Below are 22,605 nucleotides of genomic sequence, written 5' to 3'. Positions count from 1 at the left end.
TAGCCCACCCGGGTGATAAAAAATGCACAATAGCTAGTCCTTACATTCATTTTCCCTGCACTGAGCCGCGTTGACAGGTAATGTCGCGGTGCTAGTTTCAGTTCCCATTCTGTGAAAAAAATCCGGGACCCCAACGGACGGGGCGCGCCTCTGTTGCCCAACGGGATCACGGAGTACAGGTCTGCAGACTGCAGGGAGCAATGCCATGGCCTATCCATTTCTTCGCTCAGAGACCGATTCCCAGCTCGCCTTCGGCCAGTGGGCTCCGCGCTCCCGACCGGGCCCCTCCCTGTTTCGCCCCGCAGCGCGACACCGCCATTCTCCGGTGTGGCGACGGTTTCGGGCGGGCTATGAAGCGAGCCTCATCGAACCACTGGAACCGCGGCTGCTGTTGAGCGCAGACTTCATGCCCGCCGCCGCAGACGCCATGGGCGACGGCTTTGACCTGTTCGAGGCACGCCTGACGGATTTCTTTGCCACCGAGGCCGATCTCTCCCAGCGCATCCCCTTCCTCCTGCATTCCGACGGGGATGACGAAAACATCGAGTACGAAGCGCCGGCAGTCAGCGACCTGTTTGGCCTGTACGTCGACACCAACCAGGATGGTGTGGTCGACCAGGCCCTCTTCACCGATGACGATGACGAGGCCATCCTCGCTAACTGGGACACCAGCAATGACGGGTTCGTCGACACGGCAGAACTGCTGGACGCCCTGCTCTTCACGCCACTGCAGAATGAACTGGCCGTGATAGCCGGTGGCGGGCAGACCGCCGAAGACTTCGTCGACGCCCTGGTCAACGACGGCCTCGGACCCCTGCAGGGATTCGATGTCGAGCTCACTGCCCTGGGTGGCCAGCACACGCTGAGTTTCGACCTCATCAGCGCCACGGATCTTACGGAAGAGCCCGACGCGGAAATGGCCTTTTCCCTGGCCTTCTCGCTGACCATTACCCGGGACCAGATGCCCATCGACCTGGGTCTGGAGGCAGACGATCTATTGCTGCTGGCCTTCGAAGGAAACGCCCTTGCACCGGAGCCGGTCACCCTGCCCGTGGCCGCGAACCTTAGCTTCGGATTCGAGTTTGGCGTCTACACCGGCGGCCAGAGTGAACTGGAACTGGGGGCAGAGGACTTTTTCCTGCGCCACACCGAAGACCTCCAGTTCCTGGTCGCCGCCAGTGACAACAACAAGGACTTCAACCTGAATATCGGTTTCCTCGGGGCCCGGGTGGTGGGTGGCGAGATTGACCTGCAGGGGCAGGTCCTGACCGAACTGATCGACCCCAACACACCTGCCGTCCTCGGCTTTGAAACGGGCCAGTACGGTGTCGAATCAGCCAGCGGCACGGTCACCGCTGCCAACCCGCTGCCAGCCCCGGACCTGCCCCACGATGCCGGATTTGTACTGCGAGTTGGGCAGGTCGGCTTCAGCGCGGATGTACTGGTGGTCGATGATGGCAACAACGGCAGTACCAGCGACCTTCTGATGGATGTGCAGACAGCTCTGGTTGCTGCCGGGCTCGAGGACATCGTGGAAGCCAGCCTGGGCGGCAGCGATGAGTTGATGTTCAGCCTCGTCGCCACTGACCCCGGAGCGCTCGGCTTCGATACTGAAAGCCTGGCGCTGGAAACACCCCTGCTGGCCACAGGATCGCCGGCGAGCAATGAATTCGGAGACAACGTTAGCTTCCTGCTCTCGGTAGGCGGCGCATTGCCGCGCCTGGTTACACTGCGTTTCCCGGGCGCCGAGCGCGAGGATATCGGTTTCGGAGCGAACCAGACTACCACCGTCGTCAATCCCCTGGTGGCCCAGAATGCGGCCAACGGTACGGGTACCCTGGACGCGGGCGGTGACATGGAGGCCAATTTCGAACTCCGTGTCACCGAGTCGGACGGCACCCAGACGACCCAGGCTGTGAGCGTGCTGGAGAGCGCCCTGTTGCCTGACCCCAATGCCAGCCCGGGCGACCTCCTGGCGGACCTGAACGACGCTATCGCCGCGGCGGGACTGGGAAGCCTGGTGACGGCAACCGAATCCGCGGGTGTGTTCAGCCTTGAGGCAGCAGCCGGGGTGACCGCCATCGAGATACTGAGCGCGGATGACACCACCGAAATGGGGCTCGGTTTCAGCGCAGGCCAGGCGAGTTTCCTGGCCCTGACCGCAGACAACCCCGTGGGCAACGCCAGCTTCAATGATGTTCTCGACAACACCTTTGACGGCGCCCGCTTTACCCTGATCGTCAACGGCAGCCCGACCACCATCGACGTCGCTGCCGACGATGCCCGCACGACTGGCGCCGAACTTGCGACAGCTATCGATGCTGCACTCTCCACCGCCGGTCTCGCGGTATCCGCCTTGGAGGTCGGCGGCAGCATTGTGCTGGTGGCGGACGATGCCAGCGTACTGGAACTGGCTGTCGAAACCGGCAACCAGAACCTCGACGACCTGCTGTTCGACCTCAACAATGCCCTGGGCGCCGCCGGCCTGGGTAACGTCACCGCCGATGAAGACACCGGCAACATTCGTCTGACCGCGGCGGGCGGGGAATCACTGGAGATTTCCCAGACCCTCACCTTCGACGCCGGCTTGCGGGGCCTGGAACTCAACGGCAGCTCCGGCATTCCGGACGTCGAGTTCGAGACATCCGGCGACAACGCCAGCCTGACCTTCAATCTGCCCGTGGAAGTCAAGGAGGGTCTGCGGGAAGCCGGCAGCAACAGCGACTACGATCCGCAGGACATGGCCATCGTCGGCAACATCAACCCTTTCACCTCCAGCCTGGTGGAACTCGTCCCGATCCTGCTCAATGACATGGACCAGCCCATACTGGACGAGGACGACCAACAAATTCCCGTCAACCGGTTCTACCTGGACTACACCGTCAACCCTCTCTCCGGAGACGGTGCCGCCATTCCCAACCCGATTCCGGATGGCACACTGCAGCTGATCAATTTCGCCGAGGCACTGCAGTTCAATGAAATTGGCCCCGGTGCCTTTATCGGCATGCTCGGTGAGTTGGGGGCCGCCCTCGATTCACTGATGCAGAACGGAGCTTTCGCCAACTACGGGATTCCGTTTACCGATGCCACACTCAAGGACCTGGTGGTCTTTGAGGACATGATCAAGAACAGCCTGATTTACGATAACGGCGCCGATGGCATCTTCAACGATAGCGGCACCGAGGACGGCAGCGACCGACTGCTGGAGCGTCGCCCGATACCCGACAGCAGCGCGTTCGAGACGTTTCCCTCCTTTAGCACGGCGCAGGAAATGGCGGTGCGGTTGTCGGAAATCCTGTCGCTCCCCCTGTTTACCGGCGATGTGGTCGGTTTCGAAAATGCCGGTGGCATCAACCCGACCTACGACCCGGCCAGCAACGAACTGACCTTCGACATCAACATCATGTCGTCGCGGCGCGTCTCGGTTGGCGTGGACGACCCCGAGACACCGGCGGTGGAAGGCTTCAGCGCCAACTTCGACTTCAACGTCGACCTCGCCCCCTTCGGCGAGTTCAATCTCACTCCGGTAGGCGTAGGGAACCCCATCAGTCTCAACACCGTGACAGAGGAAGACCAGTTTGTCACGATCGAGGCCCGCACCGCCTTCGCCGCCACCTACGGTTTCGACCTGACCCCCCAGCTGGACGAGGAGCTCGATCATCTGGAAGCGCGGTTCTTCGTGCGCGATGCCATCCTCCAGGGCGCGTTCATCGCGGAACTACCCACCAATGGAGTGGCCGGGACCGCCATGCTGGGCCTTGTCGGACTGGACATCGGCGTGGACGGCACCCTGGGCGCCCAGTTCAGTGCCCAATTGCAGGCGGAGGGTGGCGCCCCGGGCAGCCAGGTCACCCTCGAGGCCATCCAGGAAGACATCCAGGATACCTATGCCGGCAACCAGCCCGCGCTGGAGGTGGTCACCGATCCGCTGGTCAGCAAGCTCGACCGACTGGAGTACAACGGCAGCGGCCCGCAGTTCGCCAGCGTAGCCGCGGGCAACCGGATTATCGCCGGCTCCGGCGGTACCGCCTATGTACTGGACGTCGACGCACCCGGCAATGTCGGCAGCCTGCTGCTATTCGGGGTGACCGGCAACTTTGTCAACACTGCAGAATTCTTTCATGTCACCGAGATCGATGACGCTCCACCGCGTTCCGGTGGCGTCGTCGGCGCCCTGAGCCAGGAGGCATATTTCGGCGACCTGACCATGGACGTACGGGTACAGGACGGCTTTGACGAACCCGGTTTTGCGATGAACCTGACATCGGCACTCAACGGCCTGTCGGGGGTTATCGACCTCCACCTCACCGGATTCGGCAACCCCAATGCAAGTCCGGACCCGATCGCGCCATTGATCGACAGCAGTGACCTGCTCGCCAGCCTTGACACCGTTGGCACCCTGTCTGATTACATCGACATGAGCTACAGCGACCTGCTGAACGCCCTGCAGGGCCTGCGCGACCTGGTGGCGGAACTGGAACTGGCCTACCCGGTACTGAGCCAGGTCATCCCCATCGTCAATCGCTCCTTCAGCGACCTGCTGGGCCTGCGGGATGGCGTCGACCGCGCCGTGGCCAGCGCCGCCAGCGTACTGGAGGAGCAGGCGGAATTCCTCGACGACAACGGCAACCTTGTCGATGCCCCGACGCTGACCCTGCAGGGCATGGCCAGCGCCCTGCGCGGGGCCTTTGGCCTTGACGAAAGCACCGGCGGCCTGGACATCGACGTCCAGACCGTCAACGGTACCCCCTACCTGACCCTGGATTTCGACATCACGGAGTCCGTCAGCACCACCCTGGGGCTTGACGTTGATCTCGGCGACGGCATCCCCAACCTCACCAGCTCGAAAGTGCTGCGCGCCGACGGCAACCTCGGCTGGGGCTTCAGGATCGGCATCAATCTCGACAATCCGGGCGACGTGCAGCTGTTCAACCCCGAGGGCGGCTTTGACGGCGACCTCACCATTGTCGGCGAGGGCGCAACCAACGACAGCGGCGACGGTGTCGGCTCGGTGTTCCTCGCCCAGGTGGGACAGATGCCGGTGCAGGTGATGGATGCCCTGGTGGACATCGAGCTGGACTTCGACCTCGGGGGCCTGAACTTCGGCCCCAGCGGGATCAAGTCGCTGGATGCCGTGACCTTCGGTGACTTCATCTCCAAAATCGACACCCAGGATTACACTATCAGCGTTCCGCTGTTTGACGTGGACGGCGGGCTGACCGGTTTCCTCGGAGAGATCACCGCTTCCGGCAACAGCATCATCGACGACGCCCAGAGCCTGCTCGACAACGGCCTGCTGCCCGGCGCCGCCCTGGATGAACTGACCGGCCTGGTGGATGACTTTGTGGCCGGCCTCGATGAGTTCGCTCCCCTCGACAACCTGCTGCTGCTCACCGATCTGGCGGACCTGTTCTTCGAGACCGTGCAGGACCTGCTGGATCAGGCCACCAGTATCGGCATCCCCATCATCGGCGACAACCTGGCTGACGGGGCGCGCTTCATCGAGAATTTCCGCGATCAGTTCATCACCAAGTTCCGTCAGTTGATCGCGAACACCAACGACATCGAAGTCAGTGACGTCACCCAGTTCATAGAAAACTTCTTCACCGGCATCGGCCTCGACATCGTCGCCACCGCCCAGGAACTGGCCAACGATATCGATGACATCTTCGATGACGAGGTGCGCTGGAACCTGAGCCTGGGAGACACCTACTCCGTCCCCTTCGACCTCGGCTTCGACGTGGGAGTGCCCCTGCTGGGCATGGAAGTCGACATGCCGCTGGCGGTGGAACTGGCCTGGGCCATCAACATCGGCCTCGGTGTAAACCAGGCAGACGGCGCCTTTGTCATTCTCAACCAGGGCGGCGGCAAGGAACTGGACGTAGACGTGCGGGTGGACCTGCCCGAGAGCGACCTGTTCCGCGGCGAACTCGGCTTTCTGGAACTCATCGTAGAGAACAGGGGCAGCGGCCTGCAGTTCGATTTCGACATTGACCTCTCCAACACCGCCGGCGGCGACCTGTTGCCGATTTCCGATATCGGCAACCTCGGCTTCGACACCATGATCGGTGGCGGCGCCCTCGACGGGAACGATCACCTGCTGGACCTGGAACTGCAGGTAGGGGTCAAGGACCTGGACGTGGTGTTCCCGCGCCTGGTCACTGACTTTGTCATGGACTGGTCGCTGACACCGCAGGGGCTGGTGGATAACGCCGTTGCTGCCGGTCTGGAGCTGATCGACTTTGGCGATGTGAAAGTCGACCTGACCAGCTTCCTCGGCGGGTTCCTCGGAGAGATGTTCAAGGAGATCGACCGTTTCCTTGGTCCGCTGGCTGAAATCACCGACACCCTGGACGAACCCATCCCTATTCTCAGTGCCCTGACCGAACTGGTTGGGGCACCTCCGGTGACCCTGCTCTCCTTAGCGAGCGCGCTGGGCGAAAATGAATCACAGGCGTTCCTCGATTTCATCGAAGACCTCGAGCCCCTCTTTAACCTGTTCGACAGCATCCAGGCCAGTGATGAAGCCGTATTGTTGTCGATAGGCAACCTGAGCTTCTTTGATGACGACAACCCCATGCTGGGCGATGCCTTGTTCGACGTCGATGCCAAGATTGACGACGTGATCGGCGATGCCCAGACCTTCATCAGCAATGCGGGTTCTGCCATCAACAGCTTCAATGACGCCATCAACGCGCTGCCCGAATCGAGCACCAAGGCGGCATTCACGACGGACCTGTCCATCGGTGATCCCGGTTCACTGTTCTCCTTCCCCTTCCTGGACAATCCGGCCAGCCTGCTGGGCCTGTTGATCCAGCAGCCAGTGACCCTCGTGCAGGTGGACATACCGCGGCTTGGGGTCGGCTTTGACTACGAACAGTTCTTCACCATATTCGGCCCACTCGGGGCTTCGGTTGGTTTTGGCTTCTATGTGGGTGCCGACTTCAGTTTCGGCTTTGACACCTACGGTCTCGATCGCTTTGCCAAGTCTGACTTCACCAACCCCGGTCTCATCTTCGACGGATTCTTCTTCGGGGACCGCGAGGCTGGCGAGGACGGCCTGGTCACCACCGGGACAGACATCGAGGAAATCTTCCTCGAAATGACCCTCACCGCCGCCGCAGAACTGAACCTTGGCATTGCCAGTGGCGGCGTGGGGGGCGGTATAACCGCGCGGATCGGCTGGGACTGGTACGACCCCAACAACGACGGCGCCGTACACATCAGCGAAATCCTCAACACCCTCAACACCTCCAACAACCCGCTGGTGATCTTCGACCTGCAGGGTGCCCTGCTGGCGGAACTGTTCTGGTACCTGGTCATTGATTTCGGCATCGTCGAGTTCGAGACCGGTGGCAACATCTATGGGCCTGAACCCGTCTTCAATTTCGACATTCCCTTTGACCGCCCGCCCATACTTGCTACCGATCTCGAGAATGGCACCCTCATGCTGAACATGGGCCCCAATGCCATCGACCGCCTGAACGGGGATACCAGTGACGGGAACGAGAGCTTCGAGATCGACTACCAGGGTGGCGATATCCGCGTTCGTGCGCCGTCCATGGGCGTCAACAACTGGCAGACCTACAGCGGGAATTTCACGCACATTGTTGGTCTCGGTGGCCAGGGCAACGACAGCATGATCTTCACCGACTTCCATGAATCCCCCACCCCTATCACCTTCAACCTGCAGGGGGGTGTCGGGGATGACGTCATCGAGTTCATACCCGGGGGAGCGGCCGCCTCGACTGGCGCTGGAGCCGTCATCAGAGGGGGCAGCGGTAACGACCGCCTGGTGGGCAGCCACCTGGACGATGAAATCTACGGCGAACTGGGCGATGACGAGATTGAGGGCGGCGCCGGCTATGACGTGCTGTTCGGCGACGACGGCACCTACTGGGACGGTGTAGACACCGACAAGAGCATTGGCGCGAGGGTCACCCTGCTGGACGGGAATGACATGATCAGCGGCGGCGACCAGGACGACATCATCATCGGCGGCGGCGGGCTCGACACTCTGTCAGGTGACGCCGGCAACGATGTGATTATCGGTGATGGCGTGCGTTTCGGCTTTGACCAGACCGGTGGCCACCTCGACGTATCTTCTTTCAACCTCACCCCCTTCGTACCCAACGACCCGCTGGATGACGACCCCGCGGTCAGCACCGACGACAAGATCCAGGCCATCCTGCTCGACCTCACCAGCAAGTTCACCGGCACCGACCTCGGTGCCGGCGCGGACGATACTATCGACGGCGGCGACGACAACGACATCATCTTTGGCGGCGCGGCCAACGACACCATCGACGGTGGCAGCGGCAACGACCATGTGGTGGGCGGCAAGGGCTTCGACATCATCAACGGGGAAGCCGGTGACGATGTGCTGTTCGGCAACGAGCAGGACGACATCATGTCCGGCGGCGACGACAGCGATGTGATGTCCGGCGGTTTCGGCGACGACACCATGCACGGCGATGGCGGCAACGACTACATGACCGGCAGCCGCGGCCGCGACATCATGTTCGGCGACGCCGACAATGACGAACTCCACGGCCAGGGCGAGCCGGACATCATGTTCGGGGGCACCGAGGACGACCTCGTGGTGGGCGGTGTGGGCGCCGATATCATGTTCGGCGATGACGGCATTGTGGTGAAATTCGACGGGGTGTCTCCCGGGACTGACCTCGTGGTCGGCAACGGCAGCGCCGCCCTGGCAGCGCCCTACAAGGCGGGTGCCGACGATATCAGCGGCAGCCTCGACCTCATCCTCACCGACGTCGTGGCGGGCGATGGCAATGACATCCTCTCCGGTGGCGAAGCCGGTGACATCATTCTCGGCGGCGGTGGCGATGATCTTGGCGGAGGCGACGTGGACCCGCGGGCCGCGACCGCCAACACCAATGACCCGGCCACCTCGAATCCCGACGGCGAGGACATCCTGATCGGCGACGGCGGCGTGGTGGAATTCCACCAGCGGCGTCTGCAGCGTATTGCCTCCGTATTCGCCAGTGATCCCGCGGGCAGTTATCGAGACACCCTCTTTGGCGACAATGGCAATGACGTGATCATCGGCGGTCGCGGCAGCGACGGTGACAACAACGGCGACGACCCCACCACCAACGTCATGGGCAACCCCTTCCTGCTCGCTGGCGGACACGGTCCGGGACGAGGCCCCACCGATGCCGAGGTCAGTGACGAAGACATCATCCTCGGCGACAACGGCGAACTGGTCTACGTCGGCACGATCGATCCGGGCAATTTCGGCAAACTGGCTTACATCCAGACCACTGATACCGCCAACAGCAGTGGCGGCGCCGATACCGCCTACGGTCAGGTGGGCGATGACATTATTCTCGGTGGTGTCAACGGCAGCGTCGACGTGCTCACCGGCAGTGTCGGGGAGGATGTCATTCTCGGTGACAACGGCCTGATCCATCTGAACTACAACTGGAGCGCCGACGGTGACAACAACCCGCTGAACGGCCCGCCGGATGGCGACGTAAGCTCCATCGACCTGATCCGCAGCTATAACGACGGTCTGGGAGGCGTGGACATCATCTCCGGTGACGCCCATGCCGATGTCCTTCTGGGGGGAGAAGCCGGCGACTTCATCTACGGTGACAATGCCAGCGCCTCTTCCGGGGTCAATGACCTTGACGACGTCATGCTGGGCGATAACGGCGACATCTTCCTCGCCGGCACGGAAGGTAGACGGCTGGTACAGGGCACGGCGATCGACCTGATCACCACCACCGACATTGCCGAGGGCTCCGGTGGCGCCGACGTGATGAGCGGCAACTCGGGCGCTGACGTCATCCTGGGCGGGGTCAACGACGGCGGCATCGATCACCTCTACGGCGATGCCCAAACGCCGGCTCCGACTATGGATGGGAACGACATCATCCTCGGTGACAACGGCCTGCTGGACTACACCTTCGGCCCGGATACTGACCGGCTGACCCTGGACCGGATCGAAACCGCCGCGGGTACACCGCTGGTGGGCGGCGTGGATCATATCTTTGGCAATGCAGGCAGTGATACCGCCTTCGGCGGCACCGGCGCGGACCGCATGTTCGGTGACAACGACGAGATAACCGACGAAAGTGGCGTTGCCGACCTTTACGGACAACTGGGTGGCGAAGACATCCTGGTGGGCGACCAGGGTGAGATCGACCTGGTGAACAATCTGGTCACCCGCATTGAAACCACCGATGCCAGCAACGCCCAGGGAGGCGCCGACCACATCCAGGGCAATGATTTCAGCGACATCATCCTCGGCGGTGTCGGGGGCGATGAACTGCACGGCGAGGCCTGGCTTCCTGTCGGGTACACTGTGGCCGACCTGGTCACCACCGCAGGGGACGACACCCTGGTCGGGGACGAGGGCCGGGTGCGCCTTGATGTCGCCTCGGATGCCGATCTCGCCGTCATTTCCGGCAGCTTCACCGCGAGCGGTGACGGTGATCCACTGACCGTTGACCTGATAGAAACCCTCGCCACCGGTATCCTCGGCGGCAACGACCAGATCTACGGCAACGACAACACGTCCCTGGCCACCGGCGACGTGGCCATGGGCGGTTCCGGCGATGACCTGGTGCACGGTGACTTCTACCTCGGAGCCGATGGCCTGACCATGGCGCCGAACCCGGGGGCCGACCAGATTCTCGGTGACGGCGGGCAGAAGTATCTCCGCTTCGAACAGGCTGTCCTGTTGCGCAGCAAGTCGTTCGCCGAAGGTGGGTCTGACACCCTGCACGGCAACGACGGTGATGACGTGGTCATCGGCGGCATGTTCGACGACCTCATCTTTGGTGAAACCAGTGCCGATTTGCTGGCCCTGGCAACCGCTCGCGCCGGCGAGGACATCCTGCTCGGTGACAACGGCCGGCTGGACTGGTCACTGCCTGCGGATGGTATCGCCGGTCGCGCCGACGTGCAGGATCACCTGGGCGGCAGCGTCGTTAGCCTCGACGACGCCGTGACGCCCGACCTGTCGACCCTGGACCGCATCCAGGTCATCGCCCCGACCAACGGCGGCAACGACGTGATCTACGGCAATGGCAACAGCAGCGCGGCTGCCGGTGACGTGCTGATGGGGGGCACTGGTAACGACAATCTCTACGGTGACACTGACGAGGCCCTGCCCGACGGGGTGGACGGCCCGGACGGCGCTGACCTGCTGTTCGGCGACCATGGCAAGCTCTACCCCACCCTGCCGAGCCTGGACCAGTTCTTCGTAAACAACCACTTCTTCTCGATCTTCACCAGTGAAGCCGACGGCGCCGATCTGTCGGGAGATGGGGGCCACAATGATTTCGAGGATGTCATCTGGGGCAATGCGGCGAACGACATCCTGATCGGTGGCCAGGACGACGACATCCTGCTGGGCGGCACCGGAGACGATGACCTGATCGGTGGGCACAACGTGTCCGGTGGCGACGACGAACTGGACGATATGCCGGCGGTGGATCGCCTGGCCATTACGCCAACAGAACTGGCGGACCTGAACCCTGCGGATGTCAACGAACTCAACGACATTCTCGATGGCGGCGAGGATGACGACGTACTAGCCGGGGACAATGCCATCGTCATCCGCCAGGACGATACCGACAGCCCGCGCTTCCGGATGACGGCCAACGGCCTGCTGTATCGTCTCGAAAGCGATAACGTGGATAACCTGGCCGACATCGATGTGGGCTTTAGCGCCGACGTGACGGGTACTTTCCAGCCCCACCAGGACATGGACCTGGTGCGGACGGTCATCCTGCTCGATCATTCCGAGCAGATCGAGACCGACGCCGCCAGCAACTGGGAAGATCCCCGCCCCTTCGGCAATGACGTAATGGCCGGCGCCGCCCAAGACGATGAACTGTTTGGCCAGCTGGGTGATGACATCATCCAGGGCGATGGTCTTGTCGCTCTGGGCGAGCTCAAGCAACCCGGCGATTTCGATATCTACAATCCGGCCCAGGACGCCGAGCCCTCCTTCGACCTGCGCAGTTTCACCCAGCGGGTCGACCTCAACCCGGGCAATGACCAGGGATTCACCCTGCGTTTCGACGTGTTCGAATCCCTCGACGACGGCGACGATTACATCGAGGGTAACGGCGGCAACGACCGGATCTACGGCAACCTCGGCCAGGACGACCTGATCGGCGGCAGCTCCATGCTGTTTGGCCTGGGGGACAATGACCCCATCCACGACCTGGCCGACGCCAACGTCCTGCGCCCGGACGGCGCCGACATGATCTACGGCGGCGCGGGCAACCCCGCGTTGCTCTCCCGCAGTGCGGACTTCAGCGGGGCCAACGACATCGGCGCCGACACCCTCGTACCCGAGGCCGAGCGCCACGCCACCGACGCCGATACCATCCTCGGCGACAACGGCGATATCTTCCGCATCGTGGTCGCCGACACCGACCCGGTGCTGGAAGGCAACCAGCTCGGCTATGCGGTGTTCAACTACGACCGCGATGCGGTGGTCGCCTATGGCTTCCAGGACGATGGTTACGGCGCGGCGAACGGCGAAATCACCATCAGGGTTCGGGCGGTCAACCTCGGCGACTACGGCTACGGCTATAGCGACCAGGGAGGCGAACGTGAAACGCTGGGCTTCCTGCCCTCCGCCCGGGGTGAGGGTGACCTCATCTACGGCGAAAGCGGCGACGATATCGTCCACGGCATGACCGGCGACGATGTCATCTTCGGTAACAGCGAACACGATGACCTCTACGGTGAGATCGGCAATGACTTCCTGCTCGGCGGTACCGGTATCGACGGTATCGTCGGCGACGATGGCCTTATCCTCACCCGCCGCAACAGCGACACCTACGACGAGTCCCTGTACGGCATCGCCGCGCGCAGTGCCGAGCAGACCAATCTCAAGAACAACGAGCAACCCGATCCCAATTCGCTGAATGCGGTGATCAGTTCGCCCGGCAATATCCAGCGGGCGGTCATCAACGTGGAAAACGAACTGGTCAAGGGAGTGGAGTTGTTCGCCTTCAGGACCGACGATCTCGACGGCCAGAATAGGGGCGAGTTTGACGCCAGCATTCGCTTTAACGACATCATCTTTGGCGGCCTGCAGAACGACTTCATCCACAGTGGTGACGGCGACGATGCAGTCTCAGGCGCCGAGGCGCTGCCCACCTACTACAGCGGGGAGGTCAGCGGTGGCTTCGATGCGCTCAACACCTTCCTGCAGGCCATGCAGAGTTCACCCCCGAACACCCCCGAGGGCATCAGTGATGTCGCGGACCTGCTCACCGATAATCCTTTCTGGTTTGCCTTCGCGCCCTATAACCCCGGTGACATCCTACGCTTTGAAGGCAAGGAAATTCTCGAGGAAAATGGCCAGCGTGCCCGCACTCGCGACGAGTTCGCCTGGTACGACGAGTTCAATCCGCGCCGCAAGCTGATGTTTGACTTCGACGCGCTGGCGGGTGATATCGCGCCGCTGGCGACCCTCTCCGGCATCGCCAACCCGATTGACTTCCTACTCAACTTCGATGAAACCGAAGGGCCCGATGGCCCCGTGTACGAGGGCGATGACGAGGTCCTGGCCAGTGATGGCGCCGACCGGATCTTCGGCGACCTCGGCAATGACTGGATCGTCGGCGGCACCGGCCGCGACCACATGTACGGCGGCCGCGGCTTCGACCTGCTGAACATGGACGACAATCACGATTCCGGGTTTACCGGCCGGGTAGGCCCCCATGACCCGGAGCCCGACCCGCTGGACAACAAGGATGCGGATGAGTACCAGGCCTACGCCGACATCGTGTACTCCGGCGCTGGTCGCGACGTGATGATCCTCAATACCGGGGCGGATCGGGCCATCGACTGGGTGGGGGAATACAACAGCTACATCGTGCCCTTCAGCCCCTTCGGCGCCTTCCACATCAGCCGTACCCTGCAGCCCCAGGTACCCGAGTTCCTCTATTCCCTGTCCGCCAGCGACGGTATCGATGCGCGGGTCGACCCCGCCCTGCTCAACAACACCGTGGACGCCCAGTTGTTTGTCGACCAGAAACGCGACGACGTCCGCACTGACGACCCGGACCCGCTGCGGGCCTTCGAGCCCTACGGCGAGCTGGGCATGGTGCGCCAGACCGACTACGACTGGCAGGACCAGACCGGCGCTCCCAACGACCCGCAACCGGGTAACCTGCAGGGCAAGCGCGAGATCATGCGACGCGAACTGTTCAACGATGCCGCTGCGGCCGTCCCCCTGGCGGCCGATGTCGGCAACCTGAACCTGTCCAGCGGCATGCTGGAGGCAAGCCCGGCAGCCCAGGGTGGCGAGGTGGTTGGCCTCTACCCGCTGGGTACACAGCAGCCGATGTATACCGAAGTGCTGGTGACGATCAACGCCGACAAGGACAAGGCCGGCTTCAAGTCCAATGGCTATGTCATCTTCGACTACCGGGGCCCGGAAGACTTCAAGTTTGCCGGCGCGGACCTGGCGACCAACAAGCTGCAAATCGGCCACCGTGACGCTAGCGGCTGGGTGATCGACACCCAGGTGAACGTACAGCTCAGAGCCAACCAGGACTTTGACCTTACGGTGGTGCTGTTCGGTACCCGGGCCACCGCCTATGTCGACCAGGGCATCAATGCCTCCTTCGACTTCGGCGAAGCCCTCAACAACAACAGTATGCTGGGCCTCGGCACCGATAACGCAATAGCACGCTTTGACGATTTCCAGGTGCAGACGCTGCCCCCACAATGGACTTTCACCTACAGCACCAACTTTACCGGCGCCAACAGCAATCCCTTCACCGCCCAGCGCGGGGGCTGGGGCACCGATGGCGGCCAGTTGCACGGTGACGGTGGGCACCTGCCCGCAGTGGCGGTAGACAGCGTGGACGTGGCCGCGTTTACCCGCCTGGAGTTGCTGGGCACCCTCAATACCGAAAACCAGGGCGGCTTCGTCTTCGACTATTTCAGCAAGGACGAATTCAAGTTCGCCGCCCTGGATGTAGCAAACGACGAGGTGATCATCGGCTACTTCCTCGATGGCCAGTGGCGAGTCGAAGCAGCGGCCCCGGTCGACCTGGAACCCGGCGTCGATTACCAACTGACAGTCACCATGTTCGGCAGTACCGCCAGCATAAGCCTGGATGGCACAGCCATCGCCACCCACTCCTACAACAGTATCCTCAATGACGGCCAGTTCGGTGTGCTCAGCCTGCAGGGTTCCAGCCATTTCTCGGACTTCCTGGTCCGCGGCGACGATCCTGCCTACGCGGCGTCGGCGCTAATGGCCTCCGGCATTGCAGACGACGCCGAATCAGCGAGATCGCTCACCACTGCGACCATCGATACCGCAGCACAGCAGGCCATTACACAGATGGAGGGTGTGCCCGGGGTCGACATGGAGGCACTCGCAGCACTGGCTATCGTTGTCGATGACCTTCCCGGCAACCAGCTTGCGCGCTTTGAGGGCGAGCGCATCGTGCTCGACCACAATGCAGCCGGTCACGGCTGGTACACCGGTGTCGGTGCCGCAGAGGAACAGATAGACCTCATCAGCACGCTGCTGCACGAGTACGGCCACGCTGTGGGTCTCGAGCACGATTCGGGCATTGCCTTCATGGCCAATGCCCTGGGGACGGGGGAGCGCTTCAGTACGGCGGAAGAGCCAGACATCCAGGTATTTGACGAGGACAGCGGGGAATACCTGGAGCCGGTTACGATGGACGCAGAGGACGTGCTGCTCCTCGATACAACCGCGCCTGATGCGGGCGCCCCGGCAACCAGCGCAGGCCTGATTCAATGGCATAACAAGGCCGTGTTTAGCGGCAGGCAGTTGCAGATAACGTAGAGGCTAATGCAACAAACAAGCTGTTGCGGCGGAGGGAGATTTCCCGACCGCCGCTTTACTGTGCAATACCCCAAGGGAAGGAGCACCACATGGTAGAAGAAACTCGGGCAGAAAACGTTGAAGAAGTGGAAGCGAGCCAGCCGGCGACACCCATCGTCGACTGGGATGACTCCGCGATGGTCAGCTCTCACGCCAACGTGGTCAACGCCACCAGCACGCGGGAAGAGGTCAACCTGTTCTTCGGCACCAACGAGACCTGGAAAGCCAGCGAAACCCGGGAGTTTCATGTAAAGCTCAACAACCGCATTGTGCTCAGCCCCTACGCTGCAAAGCGTTTGTGGATTCTTCTCGGTGCCGTACTGACCCAGTACGAAAAGCGTTTCGGCGCCCTCAATATCACTCCCGGGGGCGGTGTGAATGGCACCAGCAAAGACCAGGGCCAGGTGGGCTAGCGCTCTGACCGGCCTGGCAGGCGCACAAGGGGGCATTGAAGGACGATGACCGAGCACACCCGTGCCGACGCCAACGTCACCTTCCTCGAGCAGACGCTGTGGCAGCAGTTCCGCACGGCGGCGGCGCCGGAGGCCTTTGTCAGCGCCTGGCTTGCCCTGCAGTGCCAGTACCTTCCCGGCACTCACTCAGCAGTGGTGGTGCTGGGTGAACCGGGAGGACCCTTCGCACCTTTCGCCAGCTGGCCGGAGTCCGACTCCACGCCTCCCCACCTGGCCGCCACCGCCCAGCGCTGCCTGCAGGAGCGTCGACCAGTGGCGATCGAACAACCCCGGCGCTGCCTGGCGGTGCCCCTGGAACTTGATGGTGACCTCTGCGGCGCGGTTGCTGTTCTCGTCGAGGGCAGCGACACCGATAGCCGTCCCCTGCTGTGGCGCCTGCGCTGGGGAACGGCCTGGCTGGAATGCCTGCTGCGGCGCCAGCAGGGCGGCGAAGACGAACGTCAGAAATCGCGCACCATCCTGGCCTTCGACCTGATTGGCCTGGGCCTGGAGCAACGCAGTTTCGACAGCGCCTGCCACGCGCTGGTCTCTGAACTCGCCACGCGCCTGGACTGCGACCCGGTCAGCATCGGCTTTCTCCAATCCCGTAGAATCCAGCTGCAGGCCCTGTCCCACAGTGCCCAGTTCGGTGAGCGCATGGGCTTTGTCCAGAGCCTGCAGGGCGCAATGGAAGAAGCCATCGACCAGGACGCGGTCATTCTCGTCCCTCCCCCCAGGGACTGGGAACACCGTATTTGCAGGGCGCACCAGGACCTCCTGGAAAGTCACCGTGCGGGTAGCGCCCTGACCGTACCACTGAAGGCCGACGGCACCGTCATCGGTGCCATCACACTGGAGAGAACCGGTGAGGCCCGGTTCCGCGAGGAAGAGGTGGAACTGGTGGACGCGGCCATGAGCGTGCTGGGCCCACTGCTGGAGCTGCGCCGGCGAGACGATCGGCCGCTCTGGCGTAAAGCACTGGACAGCGGCCGTATCCAGCTGGAGCGCCTGGTGGGGCCACATCATATCGGGCGCAAACTCGCTACGGCGGCGGCGTTGCTGCTGGTCGGCGCGTTTACTGTGGTGACGGGAGACTATCGTGTTACTTCTCCCGCCGTTGTCGAAGGCCTGGTGCAACGTGCGATTATCGCGCCCTTCGACGGCTATATCGGCAGCCAGTTGGCCCGGGCCGGCGAGGTCGTCGACGCGGGTCAGCTGATTGCAACCCTGGATGACCAGGACCTCGCGCTGGAGCGCATTCGCTGGAGCACCAAGCGCAACCAGGGCATGGCGGAATACGACCAGGCGCTCGCAGGCCAGGAGCGGGCCGCGGCCAACATCATCCGCGCCGAACTGGCCCAGGCGGAAGCACAGATCCAGTTGCTGGACCTGCAGCTTGAACGCACCCGCATCAGGGCCCCGTTTGCAGGGGTGCTCGTGGCAGGAGACCTCAGCCAGAAAGTGGGGGCCGCAGTGCGCCGGGGGGAGGAGTTGTTCCGCCTCGCCCCCCTCGAGGATCACCGCGTGATCCTGAGGGTCGACGAGGGTGATGTGATGGACCTGGAGGTGGGGCAGCACGGCGCCCTGCGGCTGGCGGCGATGCCGGACCAGACCCTGGAATACGCTGTCACCCTGGTCACCTCGATGTCCGAGCAGGCCGAAGGACACAATTTTTTCAGAGTGGAAGCGGTTCTGGACAGGGAAGTCCCCCAATTACGTCCCGGCATGGAGGGGATCGCCAAGACCCGGGTAGAGGACCGCCTGGTCATCCGGATCTGGAGCGAAAAACTGGTGGACTGGCTGCGCCTGTTTATCTGGAAGTGGAGCCCCTGAGATGGAAGCGGGCTCCTGGTACAGAACGGCCCCTTTCCGGCCCAGACTCAGGCGCCATGCCCGGATTTACAGGCAACACTACCGGGGCCAGTTAGGCTACGTGTTGCAGGACCGGACTTCCGGCCGCTACCACCTGTGCTCGCCCTCGGCGTACTACATGATCTCCCTGATGGACGGGAAGCGCACGGTTGAAGAGATCTGGAACAGGGCCTGCGAGGCCTTCCCGGACGAGCGCATCGAGAAAGCCGACATCACCCGACTGCTGATTACCCTGTACAGCAGCGATGTGCTGCTGGGGGACGTGCCCCCCGATGTCAGCGAACAGACCGATCGCGGCCAGAGCCAGCGCCGACGCAAGAACATCCTGCGCTTTCTCAATCCCCTGGCCGTCAGGGTACCGCTGCTGGATCCCGACCGCTTCCTGAGCGCCACCCTGCCCTGGCTTCGATTCCTGTTCACCCCCTGGGCCGCCCTGGCTTACGGGTGCCTGCTGCTGTATTCACTGGCGCTGGTCGGTGAACACTGGGCGGAGCTCACACACAATATGAGCGACAGGGTACTGACGGCCGAAAATCTGCTCATCCTGCTGCTGGTTTATCCTGCGGTGAAAACACTCCACGAACTGGGGCACGGCTACGCCCTGAAGCGCTGGGGAGGTGAGGTGCATGAAATTGGCGTGATGTTCCTGGTGTTCATGCCTGTTCCCTATGTCGATGCCTCGGCTGCCAGCGCCTACCAGAACAAATGGCAACGCGCGCTGGTCGGCGCTGCCGGCATCCTGGTGGAGGTGTTGCTGGCCTGTATCGCCCTGCTGGTGTGGGTGGCAGTGGAAGACGGCTTGGTCAGGGCCTGCGCCTACAACGTGATGTTGATTGGCGGCGTATCGACCCTGCTGTTCAACGGCAACCCCCTGCTGCGCTTCGACGGTTACTTTGTACTCCAGGACCTCCTGGAGATACCCAACCTGGGCCCGCGCTCGAATCGCCATGTCGCCTGGCTGGTGAAACGCAAACTGCTGGGGGTCGATGAAGCCCAGGCTCCTGCCAACAGTCCGGGCGAGGCGCGCTGGATGCTGGTCTACGCCATTTGCTCCTTTATCTACCGCTTGTTCATCATGGCGGCCATCATCCTGTTCGTGGCTTCCCGCTATTTTGTCATCGGGGTGGTGCTGGCCATCTGGTCCGCCCTGCTCATGCTCGGCCTACCGCTGGCCAGGCAGTGCCTGTACCTGTTCAGCGCCAGTGAACTCAGGGGACGCCGCACCCGGGCCATCGGCGCTGCGCTGGGAGCACTGGGCCTGGTGGCGGTGACATTGCTCCTGGTTCCGCTGCCCTATAACACCATCAGCGAGGGCATTGTCTGGGTCCCGGGCGATGGCGCGGTCCGCAGCAAGGCGAGGGGCGTTGTGGAAAGCGTGGTCAGCGCTCCCGCCTCCCCCGTCGAGCAGGGAACGGTGCTGATCAAGCTGTCCGACCCCTTCCTCGACAAGGAGGTGGCAGTACACCAGGCCAGTGTGAACGAGCTCGAACTGCGCCACGCGGAACAGGACATCCGGGACCGCGTGAGCGCCCGGATAATCGAGGAACAACTCCGGCAGGCCCGCGCCGACCTTGGCCTGGCGGAGCAGAATCGCGCCAACCTGGAGGTGATGGCCGGCAGGGCGGGCACACTGGCACTACCCGCTGTTGCCGACCTGCCCGGCACCTACATCGAGCGCGGCAGTACCCTGGGTTATGTCGCTGAGTTCTCGGCCCCGGTGGTGCGGGTCGTCGTGAGCCAGGATGCTATCGAGCAGGTGCGTAATGACACCCGGGCGGTGGAGATCCGACTTGTTGAACGGATGGCGCCGGTGGTGAGCGCCCGGGTCTCGCGAGAAATCCCCTCGTTGACCGACACCCTGCCAAGCCCCGCCCTGAGTACGCTCGGTGGCGGGCGATTCCTGCTGGACCCCGCGGACCCGGAACAGCGCCGGGTACTGGACGGGGTGTACAATCTGGAACTGGAGCCCCTGCAGGCCTGGCCAGTTTCCAAACTGGGGATGCGGGTGATGGTCAAGTTCGTCCACCGGTGGGAGCCTCTCGGCTGGCGGCTCTATCGCGGCGGGCGCCGCCTGTTCCTCCGGCAGCTTAGCGTCTAGGCCCCTGCGATGGATAGACTGGAATACCCCGAACGTCCCGACCCCGGTTTCAGGTGGAAACTCCGCCTGGAACGCAGCCTGTTGCGCCTGCCCATGCGCTGGCAGCACTACCGCGTGCGCAGAGAAGCACTGCGGATCAGCCGAGCGGCATCCCCGGACACGCCCACCACGGGCCACATCCCGGAGGAGGGTTACGACTGGACCGGCAAGGCGGTGGCGCGATGGTACCGTCAGCGCCAGGCAGATGGCAGCCAGGACGACCTGCTGATTGGCACCCTCGCACTGGCCCGGGGCATGCTGGTGCAGCGCTCTCCCGGTGCGAGCCAGCAAGCCCTGCTGAACGCCATCTGCGAGGCCCTCACGCTCAGCGGCGAACGTGTGCACATCGTGACTGCGGGGGATGACGCCAGCCAGCGCTTGCGTGCAGAGCTAAGCGCCAGGCAAATCGCTTACGGCGATGGCATACCAGCCCGGCCGGTATGGCCAGTGGGTCTTGTCACCGCCCTGACCCCGGTTGCAGAGCGCAGGGCAGCCTATCTCGCTCCGGTCACGGTCTTGAGTGCACGTGAGGCCCTGCGAGACTACCTGAACGATCGTGTACACGCCGATGGCAACCGCGGCGAGATAGGCCGCAGGCTGGGCCGGCTTGCCGGTATCGATTCCATGGCAAGGCTGCGCATGCGGGGCTTGCCCACGGGGATTATCGTCGGCGCCCGCGAGGTACTGGTAGAGCAGGCCTGCGAACCCCTTTTCCTCGGGGAGCCGAGCCCTGCTGCACAGGAAAAATCCTGGGCGGACACCGCTCTCGTACTGGCCAGACAACTCGAGCACGGCACAGACTATTGCCATAGTGCCGGCGGGGCTATGGAATTGACTGGCGCAGGACGGTTGCGACTGGAGTCCCTCTGCGCCGGGTCAGACGGTAGTTGGTGCAACCGGGTGCGCCGTGAGGCCGACGTGGCACTGGAGCTGCAAGCGCTGGCGATGGGAGCGGGCCGCCAGTACCGGGTGGCGGAGGGCAACATCGAGCTCCCGCGTGGCACCGCCCCACCTGAAGGCCTGATCCAGCTCCTGCAGTGCCGCGAGGGTTTGCCAGTGAGCGGCAGAACCGCGGTGAGAGCCCGCCTGACGGCGCAGCGCTTTTTTCGCCGCTACCAGCGGCTCGCAGCCATCGACGGCGACATGGGCCCGATTCGGGACGAGTTGTGGCGGATCTACGGTCTCGCAGGCTTCCCGCTCGACCCACCCGTGGCCAGCACTGGCACCCGCTTGCCTGGCCTCAGTGACCGGGACCAGCGAATACTGGCCGCCATCTGCGCCCGGGTCCCGACCCTAGCCCCCCATGCCCGCAGCCTGGTGACGCGCTGGCGTCAACGGCAGACTCGCCGCCGCGGTGAACGCCTGCGGGCATCCATGCTGCGACTCGATCAACAGGTCGGCTCCCTGACCGCATTTTCTGGAAGACCCGAATGACTCGACCACTGCTGCAACTGACGACCCTGCTCCTCGCTACCGCTTGCGCGGCCGGCGTTACCGCCCAGGACGAAGCTCTGGACTGCGTGATCAACCCCAATTCAACTGTGGAACTCGGCTCCCACCAGGATGGGGTACTGGAAGCGGTGCTGGCCCGACGGGGGGATATCGTCACTCGCGGGCAGGCACTGGCCGTACTCGACAGTGAGATGGAAGCGATGAACGCCGAACTGGCCCGCGTGCGCGCGGAGTCGGACACGGCCCTGCGCTCCAGCCAGGTCCAGGCAGGCTATCGCGACCGGGAGTGGAAGCGACTCGAGTCCCTGCGAGACAACCAGTCCGTGTCCGCAAGCCTGTACGAGGAGGCGGATATCGAACACCAGCTGGCTCGCCTGGCGGTGGAGACTGCAAAGCTCGAGCGGTCAATTGCGCAGGCCGAGTACGATCGCGCCCGGGCACAGCTGACCCGTCGCACGATAAAGTCACCGGTGGATGGTATTGTCGTTGATGTCGTGATGTCCCCGGGGGAATACGTGCATGAACAAAGCACCTTGATGCGTCTGGCGGCGACCGACCCGCTCTTTGTCGAAGTGTACGTCCCGGTAGCATCGTACGGTCGCATAACCAAAGGTGACAGAGCGATCGTGCGGCCCGAGGCGCCGATCGGCGGCGAGTACAGAGCCGAGGTTACCGTCGTTGACCAGGTCTTTGACGCCGCCAGTCGCACCTTCGGAATCCGCCTTGAGCTGCCCAACCAGGACTTTGCCCTGCCCGGGGGCGTGCGCTGCACGGTGGAGTTCAGCGACGGGCTGGAAACCGCGGCCAGTGTCCCGCAATAGCAG

Annotated in this window: 6 protein-coding genes; all 6 read left to right on the top strand. The window is 63.2% G+C overall.

The window, feature by feature from the left end; all coding sequences use genetic code 11:
- Nucleotides 1–205 precede the first annotated feature (205 nt).
- The 6 genes from FV139_RS04675 (at nt 206) to FV139_RS04650 (ending at nt 22,602) form a co-directional block, all read left to right on the top strand.
- Nucleotides 206–15,829, top strand: coding sequence for an LEPR-XLL domain-containing protein (locus FV139_RS04675; RefSeq protein WP_148067111.1), 15,624 nt, complete (start codon nt 206–208; stop codon nt 15,827–15,829).
- A gap of 89 nt (nt 15,830–15,918) precedes the next feature.
- On the top strand, nt 15,919–16,281 hold the full coding sequence (locus FV139_RS04670; protein WP_148067110.1) for a DUF3467 domain-containing protein: 363 nt from the start codon (nt 15,919–15,921) through the stop codon (nt 16,279–16,281).
- 45 nt (nt 16,282–16,326) lie between these two features.
- Complete coding sequence (locus FV139_RS04665; protein WP_148067109.1) at nt 16,327–18,153, top strand: HlyD family efflux transporter periplasmic adaptor subunit; 1,827 nt, start codon at nt 16,327–16,329, stop codon at nt 18,151–18,153.
- 100 nt (nt 18,154–18,253) lie between these two features.
- Nucleotides 18,254–20,290, top strand: a complete 2,037-nt coding sequence (locus FV139_RS04660; protein ID WP_187276402.1) for a site-2 protease family protein — start codon at nt 18,254–18,256, stop codon at nt 20,288–20,290.
- Between the two features lie 9 nt (nt 20,291–20,299).
- Nucleotides 20,300–21,763: a hypothetical protein gene (locus FV139_RS04655; RefSeq protein WP_148067107.1), complete on the top strand. Its 1,464-nt coding sequence runs from the start codon at nt 20,300–20,302 to the stop codon at nt 21,761–21,763.
- Entirely contained in the window at nt 21,760–22,602 is an 843-nt protein-coding gene (locus FV139_RS04650) for an efflux RND transporter periplasmic adaptor subunit (RefSeq protein ID WP_148067106.1), read from the top strand. Before FV139_RS04655 ends, FV139_RS04650 begins: the two co-directional genes overlap by 4 nt.
- Nucleotides 22,603–22,605: the final 3 nt, after the last annotated feature.

Source organism: Parahaliea maris (assembly GCF_008064665.1).
Lineage (GTDB): Bacteria > Pseudomonadota > Gammaproteobacteria > Pseudomonadales > Halieaceae > Parahaliea > Parahaliea maris.
This window is presented reverse-complemented; position numbering and strand designations above follow the sequence as displayed.